The following is a 17,947-nucleotide window of genomic DNA, read 5'->3' on the forward strand; positions in this document are numbered from 1 at the left end:
CTAAGTATTGTGTGCATTCATAAAACTGACAAACTAGAAATTCTGACCTATAGTTAAGTTTTAATTAAGTAAGATGGCGAATGAAATCACCTCCACTCAAAGGACTTTGGTATTTTAAAACGGCGGCGGAATTAGGCAGTTTTAAGCAGGCGGCGGAAGCCTTATTTGTGACTCAAGCCGCCGTGAGCCAACAGATAAGAACCCTTGAGCAACAGCTTGGATGTATGTTGTTTGAACGACAAACAAGAAAGGTATTGCTAACTCAGCAAGGACAAGACTTGTTGCCTTACTTACACAAGGCCTTTGGGCAAATGGAAATGGGTCTATCGACGTTAAAATCAGATCCTAACCCAAACACTATTAACCTGTCGGTTTTGCCTTCATTTGCTACTTGTTGGCTGTTGCCAAGATTGGCGAGCTTCAACAAAGCATTACCAGACTACCAGCTACGTATTGATCCAACCGAGCAACTCGCCGATTTTAACCACGACGATATTGATATTGGGATCCGCTTTGGATTTGGTAACTATCCGGGACTGAAAAGCGAGCTCATCGCGGAGGATGAGTTAGTCCTTGCCTACCGTCCTGGATTAATTGACCCAAATAAACCGTTGCGAGAACAGCTATCTAAACTCAATTTTATCTATGATGAAGGCCGGGATAATGAGCATGCGTGGCTTGAACTAAACAAACAACTGGATTTGAGTGGTCATACATTCAGTAATCTCAAAATTGATAATGCGGCGTTGGTACAGCAAGCAACGGTGGCAGGGCAGGGGTTTTCTTTGTTACGTCGACGTTTAGTGAATCAATCTTTAGAGCTAGGCCAATTAGAAATCTATCCCGACTTTGCATGGTTATGTGAATATCGGTATTACTTGGTCGCACCAGAGCGCCATTTTGAGTGGCCTAAATTAAAGGCGTTTCGAGATTGGATTGTGGCTGAGCTTAGCGCATGTTGAAATTGCGATCTTATATGTTCTTGGTTAACTTTAGCTTGAGCCATAAGACGGCGAGTTGAGTACTGCAAAAAATAAAGCGGATAGGATAAACAGGCCAAGCCACTGTTAAATACGCACCAGTGGCTAGGCTGAGTTATAAGCTGCTATTTTAGGTCAAATCGGTCAGCATTCATTACTTTGGTCCATACCTCAACAAAGTCGCGGACAAACTTCTCTTTGCTATCATCTTGTGCGTACACTTCGGCGTAAGCGCGCAAAATAGAATTAGAACCAAAGACGAGATCAACGCGAGTCGCGGTCCATTTTACCGTGTCCGTATCACGTGTTTTTATCTCATATAGGTTCTCTCCACTTGGCTCCCAGCGATATGCCATATCGGTCAAGTTGACGAAAAAGTCATTACTCAAAGTGCCAACGTTATCGGTAAATACGCCATGCGATGTTTGCCCGTGATTGGTGCCTAGCACGCGCATTCCGCCGATCAGTACGGTCATTTCCTTGGCTGTGAGGCCCAACAGTTGAGCTTTATCAAGTAGCATTTCTTCTGGTTTTACGCTGTAGTGCTGTTTTTGCCAATTGCGAAAACCGTCATGTACAGGCTCTAATACATCAAATGACTCAATGTCGGTTTGCTCGTCTGTGGCATCGCCTCGCCCAGCGGCAAAAGGCACTTGGATTGATACACCGGCATTTTTAGCCGCTTGTTCAACGGCAGCGCAGCCACCCAATACGATTAGATCGGCCATGCTTACGGTAGGCGTAAAATTACTTTGCACGGTTTCTAATGCCGCAAGTACTTTCGCTAGACGCTCTGGCTCATTTCCAAGCCAATCTTTTTGCGGGGCTAGGCGGATCCTCGCACCATTTGCACCCCCTCTAAAATCGGAATATCTAAACGTTCTAGCACTATCCCACGCGGTGGCTACTAATTCTGAAAGCGTCACATTGGTTGCTAGAATTTGTTGCTTGAGTGCGCTAATTTCACTGTCGTTTAGGGTGTAGTTAACGCTGGGGACGGGGTCTTGCCATAGCAGGTCTTCGTTAGGGACTTCTGGGCCTAGATAACGGCTTTTTGGGCCAAGGTCGCGATGCGTAAGCTTAAACCACGCTCTTGCAAAAACATCGTTAAAATAGTCGGGATCGGCATAAAACTTCTCTGAAATTTTACGATAAGCAGGGTCCATTTTCAGCGCCATATCGGCATCTGTCATCATCGGCATGCAGCGTTTGGATGCGTCTTCAGCATCAACCGGCTTATCTTCTTCTTTTATATTAATAGGCTGCCATTGCCATGCACCCGCAGGGCTTTTGGTCTGCTCCCACTCGTACGTGAACAGCAAGTAGAAGTAGCCATTGTCCCATTGAGTTGGGTTCGTCGTCCAAGCGCCTTCAATACCACTAGTTACTGCATCAGAGCCAATGCCACGCGAGTTATGATTCATCCAACCAAAACCTTGTTCATGCAAGTCCGCGCCTTCTGGTGCCGGGCCTAATTCATCGGCATTGCCATTTCCGTGCGCTTTTCCCACAGTGTGTCCGCCAGCGGTTAGGGCAACGGTTTCTTCATCGTTCATTGCCATTCGAGCGAAGGTAACACGCATATCTTCAGCTGTTTTTAACGGATCGGGATTACCATCTACGCCCTCAGGATTAACGTAGATAAGACCCATCATCACAGCGGCAAGCGGGTTTTCTAAATCGCGTTCACCGCTATAGCGGCTGTTTGAATTATTGGAGGGAGCCAGCCACTCTTTTTCGCTGCCCCAGTAGGTGTCTTTTTCTGGATGCCAGATATCTTCTCGGCCACCGGCAAAACCAAAGGTTTTGAATCCCATCGACTCATAAGCAACGTTGCCCGCCAGCACGATTAAATCGGCCCAAGAAATACGATTGCCATACTTTCTTTTAATCGGCCAAAGTAAACGCCGGGCTTTATCTAAGTTTCCGTTGTCCGGCCAGCTGTTTAGCGGAGCAAAGCGCTGATTACCCGTGTTTGCACCACCGCGACCATCCGCAACACGATAACTGCCCGCAGCGTGCCATGCCATTCTGATCATTAATCCTCCATAGTGTCCCCAATCTGCGGGCCACCATGGCTGCGAGTCTGTCATAAGTTGCTCGAGATCTTTCTTCAGGGCGGGGTAATCGAGGCTGTTAAATGCGCTTTTGTAATCAAAATCGGCATCCATCGGATCGGTTTTCGTATCGTGCTGATGCAATATGTCTAAGTTCAGGCTATTTGGCCACCACTGGTGCTCGCTATGCCCTGACGACGTATTTGCACCATGTGCAAAAGGACAAATCGATGGTGTGTTTTGCTTCTTATCCATGGGAGATCCTTGTTTGTTCGATGACGGAAGATTGCTAGGGCCTGTTTATCTTTCAAGTTTGTTTCTGCAGCAGTTTGATTGATGTATACATAGGGCAAGTTGTACGCCGCGAGCAAAATACGCTCAGAGGAACAAAAATCAAACAGCAAAGGTCAACAGGCCCTAGATAAAGGTAGTCCCGATAAGTGCTTTTTACCAGATTTAGGTGGCCTTAAAAGCCAATATTGAATACCAAGAGAGTGGCGACATTTGTGACTCTCTGGGTAGTGAACACGCCAAATCTGACTGATTACATGATTTTTAATTAGACGCTTGAATATTCAATAAAAGTAAATAAATTTTGCGCAAATCGTCTAGAATTGTTTGTTGGAACGATTTAATTGTGTTATCAGTATAAAAAGGCGCAATAAATAACCTATTTCATTTCCTATAGTGATAATAAGAAACTTTCTATCGTCAGCGTCTAACTATAATTTGGAACGTTACAAAGGAAACCGTTATGACAATAACAAAACAAAAAACGACTTTGGCGTTGGCAATAGCCAGCTTGTGTGGTTTGGGCGCTATGGTGTGGACGGCCCCAGTGTTTGCCGAGGAAGCAGCGTCGGAACCCGTTGAAAAGATTATGGTAACGGGGTCACGTATCGCGCGGGCAAACCTAAGTAAACCCGGCGCGGTAACCACAATATCTAGATCGGATATTGAGCAAACCGGGTTTAAAAATATTGGTGATATGCTGCAAAATCTAACGGTTTCCGCCAGTGCTCCTAATGCTTCTCAAAATGAAAATACGTCTGGCGTGACAAACTTCGACTTACGCGGTCTAGGTGCGCAGCGCACGTTGGTCTTGCTAAATGGCCGCCGCTTACCAAACGGGGGAAATGGCGCGGATGCTGCGGTTGACCTAAGTGCTATACCTACAGCGATTATTGAACGTGTTGAAATTCTATTGGATGGTGCCTCTTCTATTTACGGCTCTGATGCGGTGTCTGGTGTCGTAAACATTATTACTCGCCAAACGGGCGATATTTTTGAGGTCAGTGGCTCAATTGGCCAATCCGCTGAAGGTGATGCTGATACGACTTCTTTGGAACTCGTAACAGGGATTGTTGGCGATAAAGGGCGTTTTATGGTGAGTGCCAGCTACGATGAAAAACAAGAAGTGTATGCTGGCGACAGAGACTTTAGCCGCTATGATTTAACACTTAATCCCGATGGCAGTTACGGCCAAGGCGGTAGTTCCGCAATGCCATGGAGTAACCTAAAAGTCACGGATGAAAACGGTAAGGAAATATTTGTTACCCGAGGCCCAGAATATGGCGAGTGGCGTGAAACTATCTCCGATGCATCACTTGCACAAAATGATTTATACAACTACCAAGAGCCTAGCTTGCTACAAACGCCTTTTGAACGCTATAGCATGAGTGCGTTTGGCGAGTATGATCTTGGCAATTTGAAGTTTTCGGATGACGTGGTATTCAATTTCGAGGCGCTTTATTCACATCGAAAATCCACTACCAATGGTGCGCCTCAGCCACTAGTTCCAGTTTGGGGTGGGTATTTAGATTTCACTTACTCTCCTGATAACTATTACAACCAACAATTTGGTCCGAAAGACAAAGATGGTAATCCTTATGCCATCAATGACTGGCGTCGCAGAATGGTAGAAACCAATGGCCGTATGAACCATGTGGAAAACAGCCAATACCGTATCGTGATGGCGCTTTCTGGTGATTTTAATGCAGATTGGAGCTGGGAGTTGGCCTACAATTTTGGTCGCAACTCAAACAAACGACTAAAAACCGGCATATTCAATTGGCCAGCGGCTAAAAATGCGGTTGGTCCTACCCACTTTGATGAGCAAGGTGTGCTGCGCTGCGGTGCTACACCGGATGCGCTAATTGCAGGTTGTGTGCCGCTTAATATCTTTGGCCAACCCGGTACCGACTCCGAAATTTCCGAGGACATGCTAAATTATCTCTCTGGTGATTGGCCGGGGATCCAACAGGGTCATAACCAGATTAAAATCGCCAGCGCGAACCTAAGTGGCGTAGTGGCGAGTTTGCCTGCGGGCGATCTAGGTGTGTCTTTTGGTATCGAAAATCAAAAAGTTGAGGCGCGTAATCAAACAGATGCCGTTTCTATTAATATTTTAGTCACGGATGGATTAGGTAGACCAACTGGCGGCGAGTATTCGCTCAATGAAGCCTACCTAGAAGCTGTCGTACCACTACTATCAGACCACGATTGGGCGCAGAGCCTAGAGTTAAATCTCGCGACTCGATATTCAGACTTTGATACGTTTGGTTCGACCACCAATTCAAAAGTGGGCGTATTTTGGGCGTTGAATGAGCAGTTGAGTTTTAGAGGGACTTGGTCACAAGCATTTAGAGCGCCTAATGTGGTGGAACTTTATAAAGGAAGGTTACCTGGTTTTGAAAATGGCGACGATCCTTGTGCCGTAGCAAATCCAAACCAAAACTGTGTCAGCACAGGCGTTCCCGCTGATGGCAGTTACCGAGAAACGATCGGACAGATCAGAACTAATACTGGCGGTAACACCGAACTTGAACCAGAAACCGCGACGAGCAAAACACTTGGGGTGATTTATCAGCCGAGCTGGCTTACTAACGGTTCAATCACCTTAGATTTTTATGACATCCAATTAAAAGATGCCATTGGTAACATTAGCGCGGTGACTAAATTGAGTGAATGTATGAATAATGGTTTGTACTGCGACTCTGTACATCGTGTTCAATCTGGTGAGTTTCAGGGGGTGATCACCGGTGTTGATGTGTTTAATGAAAACCTCAATGCGTTAAACCGTCAAGGGGTGGACGCGGAAGTTCGTTTTGACATCGGGCAGTTTTCATTTGGTGATTTGAGTACCGCACTAAACTGGTCATTTGTGAGTAAACATGAAGTCATTGAACCAGGCCTTGTAACCAAAGACAGAGCCGGACAGCGCGTTAATGGCCAGATGGCGGTGCCTGAGCACAGAGTTAACTTTGCACTTAATTGGCAGCATGACGACTTTAGCGCAAGTTGGCAAAGTTACTATATCGATTCAATGTTAGAAGAAGTATCGGTTAAACAAGGCGACCAAATCGTTAACTTTACCAATACCGTTGATAGCACGCTGACACATAATGCTCAAGTAACCTACCATTTAGACTCTGTTGATACTCAAATTACGCTGGGCGTTAACAATCTACTGGATGAAGCGCCGCCTTTCGCGACCGGCAATGGAAATAACGCAGATCCCATTCATTCGTCTTTATATTTGGGTCGTGAGTACTACCTAAGATTTAAGACAGAGTTTTAACTTCACATTGTTTCCCTGTGAGAGTAAGACAAAGCGGGCTATGTAAGCCCGCTTTTTTAGTTCGCAGTTTGGTGCGAAGTTTGTTCAGACGAAGTTGCGCTTGTGGTTTGCGCTGCGGCGTTGATCCGTGACACTGCCTTCCAACAAATCAAGGCCATTAGTGCTATTAGTCCAATCACAATCGCGAAGTCTACTTTAGTTTGTAGCGGTAACAAGTTGTATTGGTTACCGAAGTAGGTCAAATTCATCACCAAACTTAAACAATAGCAAATCCCACTTAGTCCTAATAACACCTTGCTAAAGGACAAAACATCTTTGGCAAATTGGCTACTTATCAGGGCGAAGAAAAAGGCTATAAACATAGAGGACTTGACGGTTTCTAATTTGTCGGCATGCGTCGCAGGAAGTAAAGTGGTTAATGTAAAGCCAACAGCAACCGCTAAAATCACCCCAATAAAACTGCCGCTGGTCAGTCTTTTGACAAACATTAGGCTTTTAGGACTTTGTTTTTTCTGCTTTGCTCGTTTGTCAATCCACATCAAATTGCCAGTAACAATTAAGTAGGCGGTTGCAAGACCAAGGCATAAAAACGCCAGTCGCATGCCATATCCAGCAAAATCACCAAAGTGCAGACTTGCAATGGTAGAGAGTCCCGCTCGTACTGCATTATCATAGTTGTTTTCTGTGAGGTAAACTTGCGAGCTGTCACTTAGCTTATATTGAATTTCTTTAATATTAGAGAAAGCATCATTGCTTTTTGCTGTAAAGCCTACCACCGCATTCTTGTCACCAAAGTGGCTAATTTCAACCATAGTAAAGGTAACATCCCCAAGCTTAGCCTGTGCTTGAGCTCTTAGTTGATCAATGCCTTGCATGGGTTGTATTTGGTTTATGGCCTCAATTTTTGGCTCGTTAAATCCAGCAGCTTGCAGTAATGCAGTTTGGTTGCCACTATAGAGCAGCACGGCGTATGAAATCTGGTAGATAATCACGAGGTTGAAAACAAGCCCTGTGAAGGCGTACATAATGTGAAAAGGTAGGCCCATTGTGCCAATCAGGTTATGAGCATCCAGCCATTTGTCTTTTTTACCTTCGGCGCGATATTGAAAGAAGTTTTTAGCAATTTTACGCCAATGGATCACAACGCCACTTAGTATAGCAACGAAGAAAAATAACGTAATCACTCCAACAAAATAGAGTCCAGGTCTACCTAACCCCAAATCGAAATGGAGTTCAAAAAGCAACGTAGAAAACTCAAACTTATCGGCGTCAGCAAGTACCTCACCAGATTGCGGTGATATCAATAGGTGTTGATCCTGATGATCCTCCCCCGTGATCGGGTGGGGCTGATCTAAATGGGTTGCAAAATATACTTCAATAAACGGATTATGCGGCGTAGGCTCTCGCATAAAAAAGCCATGATCGGTATCAACATCGTATTGTTGTTGAATAGAGTTTATGGCGTTGTCATAAGAAATTGTGGTTATTGACTCGTTTGATTGTACAGCCAGAGGTGCACGCTCCCAACCCCGAATATTATCTCTAAATAGGCTAAGTGAGCCTGTGATAAAAACGATGAATAATACCGTTGAAATAATGAGTCCAATCCAGGCGTGCGCTTCGGTTAATGATTTTAGTGTTTGGTTTTTCATTGTTTATCTCATTAACAATAATGCTGTATTTAGTAGCAGCGAAGGGATAAAAATAGCAAATAACGGCTTGCAGGCTGCTTTTGCACTTGGAAATGCGTAGCTCCATACGATAAAACCCGCCCAGATAGGAAATGCTAAGATCAGACCCAGCATGAGTTTTGCCGATTCAGAAAATGGTAGTAACAAGTTGAGGTTTAGCACCAAAGAAATAGACAGTAATAATCCCAATGAAAATCCAAGTAAGGTTTTAGGCCACATAACTTATTCCCCCTACAAATAGAGATAACAAGAAGACTAATGCTGAACTGAGATAGAAACGTCTTATTGAATACCCACTTAACAAAGTTACTGAAACTAAACTAAACATCAAGATAACAAGTGCTGCTAACATCGCAGAGATAACAGGATATTGCACAGTTAAAATACCAAGTCCGGACAAAATTAGTAGAGTGGCTAAAGGATATGCTGCGAGTCTACTAATAGATGAAGCCAAAAATCGTTGTTTAGGGCTTGCCAAGTAGAGTAACACTGCGGCAAACCAAAACGGTATAATTGAGAAAAAGCTCATGATGGTGATAATCATTATTGTTTGCAATTGATTGTAATGATTATAGGTATGTTCTTCAAGGCTTGAGTAATAATTGTCACAAATTAGATAAATTAATGATATGGCAAAAGCAGGGCTGCGCTGTGAGGCTTCAGGAAGTCACAGTTTGATCCCTGCTCTGTAGCACTTTTAGCTAAGTGTAAAGGTGCCTTGCATAATGGCGAAATGACCCGGGAAAGAACAGAAGAACTTGTAGCTGTCACCTTGCTTTAACTGCTCAGTAGAGAAGGTCACTGTGGTTTGCTCGCCACCGCCAATCACCTTTGATACGGCTAAAACGCGACTGTCGTTTGGCTTTACATAGCTATTATTTGCACCTGCCGACATACCATCGGTTGCAACGGCTTGAACATCTGCTGCTTTGCTCAACACCCAGTTGTGGCCCATGGTGGTGGCTGGCAGTTTGCCCGTATGCTTTAACGTGACTGAAATTTCTTTACAGCTAGATGGCGCACTGAGTGATTTTTTAGAAAACTGCATCATGTCGTTGGCTTCGATGCTGAGTTCACATTCGTTTGCCGATGCAGTATGAGAAAACAGAAAGACACCTAGGCTAAGCAAAGTGATGGAAAGAGAGGTTTTCATATTTAACTCCTTAATTAAAAATCATTCTCATTATTATCTTTGCCGGGATGAATGTAAATGGATGCAGATCAATAAAACGGTTCTTTGCGTGAAGTGACTGAAATTAAAGAGTGAAAAGCAAAATGAAAGCTCAACAGGCCCAGATATTCAGGGCATCAATGCAATGGAAAGCCGTCAAGCAGCCAAAACAAGAGGGTAGTTCTTTTAAAACCATTGTCTTATGGCTGATGTCGTTGGTGTAATCATGATCAGTCAAGACATCAGCTAATCCGACTTATTGCTAATTTGTTTATGAAGCAGTGATAGTGCAGTTATCCACCCTGCGCACCTTTTGCAGTGCCGAAAAGAGCCTAGCTTTGTCGTTTGCAAAGAGCTGTTCGGTGTTTATTATTTGGTTAAACAAGCCTGCCTGTTCATCCGTGAGGTTACCGTGCTTGGCAAGATGCTGGGTCAGTGTTTCAAGAATGGCTGCACCAAGCTGATTTAATGTGCTTCTTAGCTGATCCAAATTGGCGTCTTCGTTTGGTACGCCTTCAGCTAGCCATTGTGCCCGGTATCTGTATTGAATCGCCTTTGCAGCATCCATTTGTGCTTGGAAAAACGCCTCAACGCTTGCACTATCCAGACATTGCTGGCGGGCTTGCTCTAGCGCTTTTGAGAGCACAGTGGCCTCACGGGATAAGTCTTCAATTGGCCTGTGTTGTTGTGCTTTAAACAGTGCTACAGGCTGCATCTGAGCAAGGCGTTGGTTGATATGTGAGAATAACTCCTCAGCAGAGTCTGTTCGCGTTTTGACCAATGTATTTGCCTTTTCAACGACCTGCGCCAGCGCGCTGCGAGCTTCATCTTCGCTTATCGGCTGAGATCGTTTTTCCATTTTCATCAGACCAAACAGCGTACGGTTATCCGCGTTATCCTGAACGCTTACTTCGCGCAGTGTCAGCTCTGGGTAAACCACTTTAAGTGCGCAGCTACCTACGGCAACGGTGTTTTGGTCAAATTGTCCATTTGCAAGTAAGCGAGCCGCTTCGTTGGTGCCTTTGGGTACGGGCTTGGTTTGTACCTGATGAGCATTGAGCCAATGACCAATTTGGTTCAGGGCTGCCGGGTGGGATGCTGCATGCGTAATTTTAGCTGTCTTGTTCAATCCAAAAACACACATTTCGATGGGCATATGCACAGCGGCACTCAGCTCCGTTACCTTGTAGTTACGCATCGCATTGACAATGGCTGGGACCAGTTGTCCTTCAATAGTGGAGTTGGCCAGCGCGCTAAAGGCCCAGCTCTGCGCTTGTGCGGCATTGGCATAAGTATGCTCCGGGGTGCCCGAGTAAAAACGCTCATACTCCTGCGACTGGCGGTTGGCGAGTAGGTCAAGTGCGGCATGATTAAAACTCCCCGGCCCGGCTTGTATATAAACAGACTCGGCCTGAGTTGTCAGCGTAAACAGCAGCGCGGATAACACCAGTAAGCGAAACATAAATGACAATTTCAAGGGCTTTTCCAAAGGTTCTACAGGCAAAAAACGCATCCTAACAGAACCTCTACGCGCTGTCCTGCAAGCGGAGTGATCTATTGATAACTCACAGCGTACTTTATGTGCCTGCTTAATCGCCTTTTAGCATCAATAAGTGCTTTTGTTGTTACCGCCAGCCAGACGCTTATGAAACGAAAAAAGAATCATACCAAGCACGTTAAAAAGCGGATGAAACTGTGTCAGTGACAGGGCGGGAACGGCGGTCTATGCTTGAAATGACTGCAATTAAAGGGTGATTTCAAAGATGAAAAAATACTGGCTGCTGCCATTGTTGTTTACTCCACTATTTGTCAATGCGGCGACATCTTCTACCGTAACATTGGCTTCCGATTATTTATTTAACGGCGTGAGTCAAACTAAGGAAGACGAAGCGCTGCAAGTTAGTCTCGATTGGTTTGGAAAAAGTGGTTGGTATGCTGGAGGCTGGGTATCTCAAGTAGATTTTGGCGATGGTACGGATTTAGAAGGAGATCTGTATGGTGGCTACAAATTTACGCTAACTGAAAAATTAAAGCTTGATGTTGGTCTCTCGCAATATACCTATCATGGTGATGATGTGAGTGCTGATTACAACTATGCAGAAGCCTTTGCAAAGTTTAATTATGGCCAGACAAATTTAGACTTTTGGTATGCATGGGATTACTTTGGAACAGGGGCTGCTCACGGGATAGTGATGCTCACGCATAGTATCCCAATTACAGATCGGTGGTTACTGACGCTCGGGGTTGATCATTCAATGAGCTTTGATAGTGATAAATACGAATGGGAGTCGGGTGATGATGACTATACCCACTGGCATCTAACTGGAACTTACTCGATTAGTACTTGGTCTTTTTCATTGGGTTATGAAAGCAATGACATTGATTCTTATGCAGATTCTACATTTGTGGCGTCAATTTCAAAAACATTTAACTTCTAAATTTACCTTTTATTAACTTTTGTGTTGATTTTAGTTGCGAATTGTACTTTTATATAGCTATATGATTGATGCTCCATAACTTTTTATAGGAGTAAGCAATTGATGAGGTAAATAGTGATAAAAGCTATGGAGTCGCAATGATGAAGGATACGATAAAACTAACAGCACTCTCTTTGGCGGTATTTTCTCGGTTTAGCTTTTCAAGCCCGCTAGAATTTGCCGGTGGTGCAGACATGTCTAAGTTAGTCGAGGCAGAGCACATATTGCCAAATCTTAATGACTACACAACAAACCTTGTGACCGTAAAAGGGGTGGTCACTCATGTTTGCAGAAAATTAGGTTGCTGGATGACGCTACGAGTAGCAAATGGCCTAGACGTAAATATCGAAGTTGAGCAAGGCGATATGGTGTTTCCGCTTGCTGCGATTGGCCGTGAAGCCCATGTGACGGGGCGCTTCGAAGCGCTAAACCAGCGCGCATTGGTTTGCGTGAGTAAAGCAGGCGATGAAACGGCACTTATGCGCTTGGGATTTAATCCAACGGCTGTAACCATTTCGCATTTAGTACAGCAGATAAAACACAGCTAGACTCCCAAACGTGGTGACATAGAGGTTTTTAAAGCGAAACGCCAGTATTACCGCAACCGTTGCGGCGACCAAATAGGGGTTGCTTGGCGTGATGGCAAGTTGCTTGTTCTGAATGAATACAATGGGTACCCAAATGGCAGTCAGTACGCAAGGGGCGCTAAAACTTAAAAAGCGTTGTAGTTTAGGGCCGATAGTAAAAGGCAGTTGTTTTGCCAAAAATAAATACCGAGTTGCAAACGTGACGCAAGCCATGGCTAAAATAGTGGTGATCATACACGCTCCTTTTTACTTTGTAGCACATATCCTACCGACATTCCGAGCAGCGCTGAGGCGATTAAACCAAATTCAAAATGGATCAGTTTGAACACTAAGATAGTTACGGCCGACGTTAAACAGGCGCATAACACGGGTAATGCGTTAATACTCGGGACCACTAAAGCAATAAATATTGCCGCAATCGCGAAGTCTAAGCCAAGGTTGGTCAAGTCAGGTAAAAACTGACCTGCGACAATACCAATGAGCGTCCACAGATTCCATGCAACATAAAAGCTACCACCAGCGATGAGCGCATACACGAGCCGAAGTTTGCCTTGATAGGCACGGTGGTGATGGGAAAACGCAAATAATTCGTCAGTGAGAAAAAACGCAATGGGGCCACGCCATTTAAGGGGCTTATCTATCATTTTATTGCGGATAGCAAGGCCATAGAGTAAATGTCTCGCGCTAATAATAAAGGTAGTCGCAAGCAAGGTGATAAGCGCGGTGTCTTTGGCAATAAGCTCTATTGCCACTAACTGCGCCGAGCCTGCAAAAACTAATAACGACATTAACTGTGCTTCGAGCGGCGTAAAGCCATTTTGCACGGCAAGGGAGCCACACAATATTCCCCAAGGAAGCACGGCGAGATTTAATGGCAACATATCCCAAAAGCCTTTGCATACTGCGACTTTCATATTAACAAGCCTTGCTATATTGACTGGGAGTGATCCCCATATTCTTTTTAAAATGACGGTTGAAATGGCTTTGGTCATAAAAGCCTACACTTAATGCTGCATGGGAAACACTTTTGCCACTGCGCAGTAATGCCTTGGCATGATTAAGCCGGTGTTGTATTTGAAAGGCATGGGGAGTGAGGCCGGTGTGGGCCTTAAACACACGAATAAAGTAAAAGGGACTCATGCCGACAAGGCTCGCTAAGGAGTCGAGTGATACATCTTCAAATAAATTATCCAAAAGAAAATGGCGTGCAGTGGTAATTCGTTGCTTAACCGAAGGGGTTTTTGTATCGAATGTGACTTTGCCTTGCTTATTGCTTAAATAAGATAGCAGAGTAATAAGCTGAGACTGCTTTTCAAGCACGCTGGTATCACATTCTAAGACGTTAAAAGTGGTGTCCATGAGTGCCGCAAGCGCTCGGTCGTGTACCACTGCATCATGGAAAAAAGGAGCTATTGCCTTGCCATCACCAAGAAACTGATTAAATAGTTCAGGCGTTGGGTAGAGTGAACGGTACGAAGACTTATCTTTTGACGCCTTTCTGCAATCGTGCACCTGCTCTGCATTAATCAAAATGACACTATGCTGACTAGCTAAGTGTTCACCGCCACTGCGGTAGAATCGCTGTGCACCACTATCCACTAAGGCAAGCGTATAGCCGCTGTGGCTATGTCTACCAAAGTCTTCCTGCTTATCAATGTTGTGTAGTACTTCTAGGCCACCGAGTTCACGATGAAAACTAAACTTTGAGTGTTGCATAATTCTCTCCCCCATTGATGAAAAGCGTATCTGTCTTCACTCAAAAAGTCTTGTACAAAATTGCACAATGCCACAAACAATAACCGGGTTAACAACGCCTAATGCCAAGTTTCTTTTTTAAGCACGTTAACAAGGCGGTGATTGATTAAGCATTGGCCATCGATTACTTTAAGCTCGTCTTCATACACACCGTTAAATACGGTGATTGGGGTATCTGATTGAGATTTTGGCTGCTGATAAAGAACAAAGTAGCTTTTAGCACTAAACTTATTTGCCTCGATAGGTTGAATATCGGCACTGGTTATCATGTGCATACTTTTTGTTGTTTTTATGGCTTGTTGCTGCCTTATTGTTATTTCTTCAGCACCAGTAATATTGATATTGAGTGCTGGAATACTAAATGTTGCATCCTGTGTAAAAACACTTTGGTATGCTTGTGCTGAACCCGAATCTCGATATTTTATGTAATTGTGTAGTGTCGCTTCACAGAGGCGCTGGTTACTGCTTAGGTTGGTGGTCATGCAACCACTCATAACACCTGCCGCTGCAACTAAAAGGAAATATGATTTCATAACGTGCCCCTAATTTTTTGCTAATAATCTCAGTGAATTTAACCGTATTGTCAACCAAGCTAAAGCGTATGATTTATCTTGACGTAACGATTGCGTAAACATGTAAAGCCCCTTTACAGCTTTTTCTGCTGCGGTTTTATTAGATGCTACTGATCTGTTAAGTGTGTATTTATACCATGCAGATTTTCACCTTATGACAATTTAATATTGACGAATAAATTAACTTAGTTTACTTTTGTGAAAGCGCTTACATTTTGCGTGTGTTTTTTTAACTCCATTTGTAAGCGCTTACATTTGTTGCTAGGAACGCGCTGAGTAGTCTTCCAGCGTATAGCTAAATAATCTGCTCTGAGAAACGATGAGTTAATCGACGGCTTATCTAAGCCTCAGGTTAAATAATAAAGTTCTTAGCATTCAACCATTTGACAACGACGTTTTGCATCGGGGTAACTGATGAAAATTGCAGCAAGAAAATTAACAAGGCTATGTACCGCAATCTCTGTGGCTATCATAGCGGGATGTGGCGGAAGCGCCGAGACAGAAACTAATTATAAATCCGTTGATACCACAGCGCCGGTTTCAGACTGGACGCTAGTGTGGAGCGATGAATTTGATAGCGATGCGATAGACACATCTAAGTGGACGCACGAGGTAAATTGCGACGGCGGTGGCAACAATGAAAAACAGTGTTACACCGACAGTGAACAGAACGCGTTTATTGCCGATGGCATGCTGAATATTGTCGCTACCCCTGCGCAAGCAGGCGCACAACTGCCGTATACCTCGGCAAGATTGAACACCAAATATAAAGCTGACTTTAAGTATGGCAGATTCGAAATGCGGGCCAAGCTACCAAGCGGGCAAGGCAGTTGGCCCGCGTTTTGGATGTTGCCTACGGATGAGGTTTACGGTGGCTGGCCCAAGTCTGGTGAAATAGACATTATGGAAGCGGTAAATCTCAAGGTCGCTAGTGAAGATGGCTCGGTTGAATCTAACGTGCATGGCACGCTTCATTACGGCCGTGATTGGCCTAATAATGTTCACACCGGTAAAGCATACGCCATACCTGATGGTGTAAATCCAGCCGATGACTTCCATACCTATGCTGTGGAGTGGCAAGAGGGTGAGATCCGTTGGTACGTTGATGGTTATCTCTATGCCACGCAACGTCAATCGGAGGTTCGTTACAACTCAAAGCAAGAAGCGGTTGGTTTAAAACACCGTGGATGGTTTGCTGAATACTACGAGCAAGGCTCAGGCGAGCTGGTTACTCATTGGGATAGTGCGCCTTTTGATCAACAGTTTCACCTTATCTTAAACCTTGCCGTTGGCGGTGATTGGCCTGAAAACGTTAATAATAAAGGTATCGACTCGGACGCCTTTGTGAACGGACAATCGTTTGTGGTTGACTATGTCAGAGTGTATGAATGCGGCTTTAACCCTGAAACGGGCAAAGGATGTGAAACGGTGCGTTCAGGCTACGACGACCTTGAGGATGCGTTAGTCGAAGGCGAAGCACCTATTCCGTCGCCACCTTCTTCGGGTACCGCTAAAAACCTAACCATCTTTGATGATAATTTTAATGTTAATTGGCCAGCTTGGGATTGTTGTGGTGGCTCTACGCCTGCATTGGTTGCAGACGAAAGCCGTGGCAATGTTGTTGAGTTTGTGGTCGGTGAGACGCCAACCGTAAATGGTTTTACCAGCCGTGCCGAATTTATCACAGATCCAAGCGGTAAAGCCTCGCCATTTGATGCAACGAGTATGCTAGAAGCGGGCTATATTCGGTTCGATATGCAAGTGACGCAAATGCCTTCAGACCCAAGCGCAGCATGGAAATTTAAAGTTGAAAGCCAAGGTGCTTCTAGCGCTGCTGAACTCGATCTTTTTGCAAGCGTTGAAGGACAATCACCAGCCGCAGGCTCGTGGCAAACTTATACCTTCCCACTACAGCAGTTGGCTGATGCAGGACTTGATGTATCAGCTATTGATGTCGTGATGATCTTCCCAGCATGGGGTGCCGGAAACGGTGCTATCTATCGTGTTGATAAGGTTGAGATTGCACAGGATACAAACTTACCTTCGTTGACCTTATTTGAAAATGCCATTAACGCTGAGTGGCCGCTTTGGGATTGTTGTGGTGGCTCGACACCGACTGAAGTCTCTGACGATGCGACGCATGGTATTGTTGCTGAATTTACGATTGGTGACACACCAACGGTAATGGGGTTTTCGTCTCGAACAGAAGTGGGCGGAGCTGGAAAGCCGTTTGATGCAACTGCAATTTTAGCAGGTGGCGTAGTACAGTTTGAGATGAAAGTCATGAGCTTACCGTCAACGCCTGATGCCCCTTGGCTACTTAAAATTGAGTCTGACAATGCCGCGAGTGCGGTTGAGCTACCACTATCTGAATCACAAGAAGGTGCAGCGCCACAGGCCGGTGAATGGCAAACCTATACTTTCTCAATTGAAGCTTTGGCTCAGGCTGGTCTTGATCCAAGTGCAATTGATGTGGTGATGATTTTCCCAGCTTGGGGCTCAGGTAGCGGTGCGGTTTATCGTGTTGATAACGCAAAAATCTTTCATCCTGACGGTGACAAGGCGAGTGGCGGTCTAAGCTTATTCAAAGATCAAGCTGCTGAGCAGTGGTCAATTTGGGATTGCTGTGGTGGCTCTACACCCACAATAGAAGTAGACGAAGATGCAGCCCATGGTCAAGTTGCGCAATTTGTTATTGGTGCAACCCCAACCGTGATGGGGTTCTTAGCGGATGACGATGTCTATTATGATGCTTCCCATTTACTAGAAACTGGCGTAGTTAAGTTTGATATGAAGGTGACTTCAGCACCTGCAAATATTGACGCTCAATGGCTGTTTAAAATTGAGTCAAATGATGCTAGTGCGGCGGTAGAGCTTGCTCTAAACCAAAGCGCTGAAGGTCAAGCTCCAGAAGTTGGCAAATGGCAAACGTATACGTTTCCACTTCAAGCTTTGTACGATGCAGGACTCGATATTAGTGCCATTGATGTCTTGATGGTATTCCCCAGCTGGGGAATGGGTGAAGGCGCCGTTTACCGCATAGACAATGTTGAAATCATCAGTCAATAAGCCAGTGT

The 17,947-nt window shown here is 44.8% G+C and carries 15 protein-coding genes; 5 read left to right on the forward strand and 10 right to left on the reverse strand.

Features of this window, described 5'->3' with window-relative positions; genetic code table 11:
• Positions 1 to 80 precede the first annotated feature (80 nt).
• Positions 81 to 962, forward strand: coding sequence for a LysR substrate-binding domain-containing protein (locus ABMY45_RS16285; RefSeq protein WP_010607467.1), 882 nt, complete (start codon positions 81 to 83; stop codon positions 960 to 962).
• Positions 963 to 1,105: 143 nt separating this feature from the next.
• Here ABMY45_RS16285 and katG read toward each other — a convergent pair whose 3' ends face one another.
• Complete coding sequence (katG, locus tag ABMY45_RS16290) at positions 1,106 to 3,292, reverse strand: catalase/peroxidase HPI (protein WP_349289172.1); 2,187 nt, start codon at positions 3,290 to 3,292, stop codon at positions 1,106 to 1,108.
• Between the two features lie 499 nt (positions 3,293 to 3,791).
• Here katG and ABMY45_RS16295 point away from each other — a divergent pair, with 499 nt between their 5' ends.
• Positions 3,792 to 6,617 (forward strand): TonB-dependent receptor, encoded by a 2,826-nt coding sequence (locus tag ABMY45_RS16295; protein ID WP_235367862.1) that lies wholly within the window; start codon positions 3,792 to 3,794, stop codon positions 6,615 to 6,617.
• Between the two features lie 56 nt (positions 6,618 to 6,673).
• Here ABMY45_RS16295 and ABMY45_RS16300 read toward each other — a convergent pair whose 3' ends face one another.
• The 5 genes from ABMY45_RS16300 to aroQ form a co-directional block, all read right to left on the reverse strand.
• Entirely contained in the window at positions 6,674 to 8,269 is a 1,596-nt protein-coding gene (locus tag ABMY45_RS16300) for a PepSY-associated TM helix domain-containing protein (protein ID WP_174170678.1), read from the reverse strand.
• 3 nt (positions 8,270 to 8,272) lie between these two features.
• Positions 8,273 to 8,527: a hypothetical protein gene (locus tag ABMY45_RS16305; RefSeq protein ID WP_010607471.1), complete on the reverse strand. Its 255-nt coding sequence runs from the start codon at positions 8,525 to 8,527 to the stop codon at positions 8,273 to 8,275.
• A complete protein-coding gene (locus tag ABMY45_RS16310; RefSeq protein WP_157782821.1) occupies positions 8,517 to 8,852 on the reverse strand; it encodes a hypothetical protein in 336 nt (111 codons plus the stop codon). Before ABMY45_RS16310 ends, ABMY45_RS16305 begins: the two co-directional genes overlap by 11 nt.
• Before the next feature lie 153 nt (positions 8,853 to 9,005).
• On the reverse strand, positions 9,006 to 9,461 hold the full coding sequence (gene azu / locus ABMY45_RS16315) for an azurin (protein WP_010607472.1): 456 nt from the start codon (positions 9,459 to 9,461) through the stop codon (positions 9,006 to 9,008).
• 289 nt (positions 9,462 to 9,750) lie between these two features.
• Positions 9,751 to 10,956, reverse strand: coding sequence for a gamma subclass chorismate mutase AroQ (gene aroQ, locus ABMY45_RS16320; protein WP_227387814.1), 1,206 nt, complete (start codon positions 10,954 to 10,956; stop codon positions 9,751 to 9,753).
• Between the two features lie 286 nt (positions 10,957 to 11,242).
• Here aroQ and ABMY45_RS16325 point away from each other — a divergent pair, with 286 nt between their 5' ends.
• A complete protein-coding gene (locus ABMY45_RS16325; RefSeq protein WP_206471134.1) occupies positions 11,243 to 11,917 on the forward strand; it encodes a TorF family putative porin in 675 nt (224 codons plus the stop codon).
• Between the two features lie 137 nt (positions 11,918 to 12,054).
• Positions 12,055 to 12,504 carry a DUF4920 domain-containing protein gene (locus ABMY45_RS16330; RefSeq protein ID WP_206471133.1) on the forward strand — a complete coding sequence of 150 codons (450 nt, stop codon included), beginning with the start codon at positions 12,055 to 12,057 and terminating at the stop codon, positions 12,502 to 12,504.
• Here the strand turns inward: ABMY45_RS16330 and ABMY45_RS16335 are convergent.
• The 4 genes from ABMY45_RS16335 to ABMY45_RS16350 all read right to left on the reverse strand — a co-directional run bounded on the left by ABMY45_RS16335 (position 12,478) and on the right by ABMY45_RS16350 (position 14,831).
• Positions 12,478 to 12,777, reverse strand: coding sequence for an AzlD domain-containing protein (locus ABMY45_RS16335; RefSeq protein ID WP_010607476.1), 300 nt, complete (start codon positions 12,775 to 12,777; stop codon positions 12,478 to 12,480). The genes ABMY45_RS16330 and ABMY45_RS16335 overlap by 27 nt on opposite strands.
• Positions 12,774 to 13,457 carry an AzlC family ABC transporter permease gene (locus tag ABMY45_RS16340; RefSeq protein WP_010607477.1) on the reverse strand — a complete coding sequence of 228 codons (684 nt, stop codon included), beginning with the start codon at positions 13,455 to 13,457 and terminating at the stop codon, positions 12,774 to 12,776. Before ABMY45_RS16340 ends, ABMY45_RS16335 begins: the two co-directional genes overlap by 4 nt.
• A 1-nt stretch (position 13,458) precedes the next feature.
• A complete protein-coding gene (locus tag ABMY45_RS16345; protein ID WP_010607478.1) occupies positions 13,459 to 14,259 on the reverse strand; it encodes an AraC family transcriptional regulator in 801 nt (266 codons plus the stop codon).
• Positions 14,260 to 14,357: 98 nt separating this feature from the next.
• Complete coding sequence (locus ABMY45_RS16350) at positions 14,358 to 14,831, reverse strand: nuclear transport factor 2 family protein (RefSeq protein ID WP_174170685.1); 474 nt, start codon at positions 14,829 to 14,831, stop codon at positions 14,358 to 14,360.
• Between the two features lie 453 nt (positions 14,832 to 15,284).
• Between ABMY45_RS16350 and ABMY45_RS16355 the strand changes: the two genes are divergently transcribed.
• On the forward strand, positions 15,285 to 17,939 hold the full coding sequence (locus ABMY45_RS16355) for a family 16 glycosylhydrolase (RefSeq protein ID WP_349289173.1): 2,655 nt from the start codon (positions 15,285 to 15,287) through the stop codon (positions 17,937 to 17,939).
• Positions 17,940 to 17,947: the final 8 nt, after the last annotated feature.

Source organism: Pseudoalteromonas sp. XMcav11-Q (assembly GCF_040104525.1).
In the GTDB taxonomy this organism is placed as follows: Bacteria; Pseudomonadota; Gammaproteobacteria; order Enterobacterales; family Alteromonadaceae; genus Pseudoalteromonas.

Excerpts from the sequence above, each read along its gene's own strand:
- ABMY45_RS16285 (WP_010607467.1), top strand. The coding sequence starts at position 81 with ATGAAATCACCTCCACTCAAAGGACTTTGGTATTTTAAAACGGCGGCG.
- katG (WP_349289172.1), bottom strand. The coding sequence starts at position 3,292 with ATGGATAAGAAGCAAAACACACCATCGATTTGTCCTTTTGCACATGGT.
- ABMY45_RS16295 (WP_235367862.1), top strand. The coding sequence starts at position 3,792 with ATGACAATAACAAAACAAAAAACGACTTTGGCGTTGGCAATAGCCAGC.
- ABMY45_RS16300 (WP_174170678.1), bottom strand. The coding sequence starts at position 8,269 with ATGAAAAACCAAACACTAAAATCATTAACCGAAGCGCACGCCTGGATT.
- ABMY45_RS16305 (WP_010607471.1), bottom strand. The coding sequence starts at position 8,527 with ATGTGGCCTAAAACCTTACTTGGATTTTCATTGGGATTATTACTGTCT.
- ABMY45_RS16310 (WP_157782821.1), bottom strand. The coding sequence starts at position 8,852 with ATGATTATCACCATCATGAGCTTTTTCTCAATTATACCGTTTTGGTTT.
- azu (WP_010607472.1), bottom strand. The coding sequence starts at position 9,461 with ATGAAAACCTCTCTTTCCATCACTTTGCTTAGCCTAGGTGTCTTTCTG.
- ABMY45_RS16325 (WP_206471134.1), top strand. The coding sequence starts at position 11,243 with ATGAAAAAATACTGGCTGCTGCCATTGTTGTTTACTCCACTATTTGTC.
- ABMY45_RS16330 (WP_206471133.1), top strand. The coding sequence starts at position 12,055 with ATGATGAAGGATACGATAAAACTAACAGCACTCTCTTTGGCGGTATTT.
- ABMY45_RS16335 (WP_010607476.1), bottom strand. The coding sequence starts at position 12,777 with ATGATCACCACTATTTTAGCCATGGCTTGCGTCACGTTTGCAACTCGG.
- ABMY45_RS16340 (WP_010607477.1), bottom strand. The coding sequence starts at position 13,457 with ATGAAAGTCGCAGTATGCAAAGGCTTTTGGGATATGTTGCCATTAAAT.
- ABMY45_RS16345 (WP_010607478.1), bottom strand. The coding sequence starts at position 14,259 with ATGCAACACTCAAAGTTTAGTTTTCATCGTGAACTCGGTGGCCTAGAA.
- ABMY45_RS16350 (WP_174170685.1), bottom strand. The coding sequence starts at position 14,831 with ATGAAATCATATTTCCTTTTAGTTGCAGCGGCAGGTGTTATGAGTGGT.
- ABMY45_RS16355 (WP_349289173.1), top strand. The coding sequence starts at position 15,285 with ATGAAAATTGCAGCAAGAAAATTAACAAGGCTATGTACCGCAATCTCT.